This window comes from Pseudomonas sp. MWU12-2345 (assembly GCF_023242385.1).
Taxonomy (GTDB): domain Bacteria; phylum Pseudomonadota; class Gammaproteobacteria; order Pseudomonadales; family Pseudomonadaceae; genus Aquipseudomonas; species Aquipseudomonas gingeri_D.
This window is the reverse complement of sequence record NZ_JALLJA010000052.1, coordinates 1-600: the sequence shown is the minus strand read 5'-3', so window position 1 is coordinate 600 and position 600 is coordinate 1. Positions and strand designations below refer to the sequence as shown.

General features: G+C 55.0%; 1 protein-coding gene. It reads right to left on the bottom strand.

From position 1 onward, the window contains the following. A partial coding sequence (locus tag M5C71_RS33590) for a transposase (RefSeq protein WP_248769702.1) occupies nt 1-383 on the bottom strand: 383 nt, incomplete at its 3' end. Between the last annotated feature and the right edge of the window lie 217 nt (nt 384-600).

Sequence of the window (600 nt, the reverse complement as noted above, 5' to 3'; positions counted from 1 at the left end):
TGTACCAATGCACGCAGGTTGTCCTGCTCGGCATTTGTGATTCGGCTTTCGGGAGATTGGATAACCGCTGCAAACTGCGCGAGAAGACGCGCATCTATCGGATCAGTTTTGGCATGCAGCCCCATGGCTCTAGCAAAGCTTTTGGCTCGGCAAGGGTTGACTCGCAGGACTTCGAAACCTGCCGCCTGGAGTGCTTTCATGGCTCTTCGCTCGTAGCCACCGGTCGCTTCCAGCAATGCACGATTGACTTGATGGCGCTTCAGCCACTCAACCATCCTTGAAAAGTCATTGATGTCATTGGGAAAAACCGCCCCCATCCCTTGTGGATCAAGTTCGATCTGCAGGGTGTCTTTAGAAACGTCGATGCCAGCACAGGTAAACATGGCCAAATCCTCTTACACTCAAGGTGAGAGCGCTCTGGCTGGGCCCACGCTTGTAACTGTTCGAGGTGGGCTCGTTCAACTGTTCGGGCTCAATAACCAGGGCGGAGGGGTGAGTGGCAGCATGAGCTCCTACACGTGCTTTAAGCACTGCCGGCATTCAGCTTGCCACTCACCGCTCTCACCACCAGTCTAATCCTGACGCCAGACACAAGCCGGC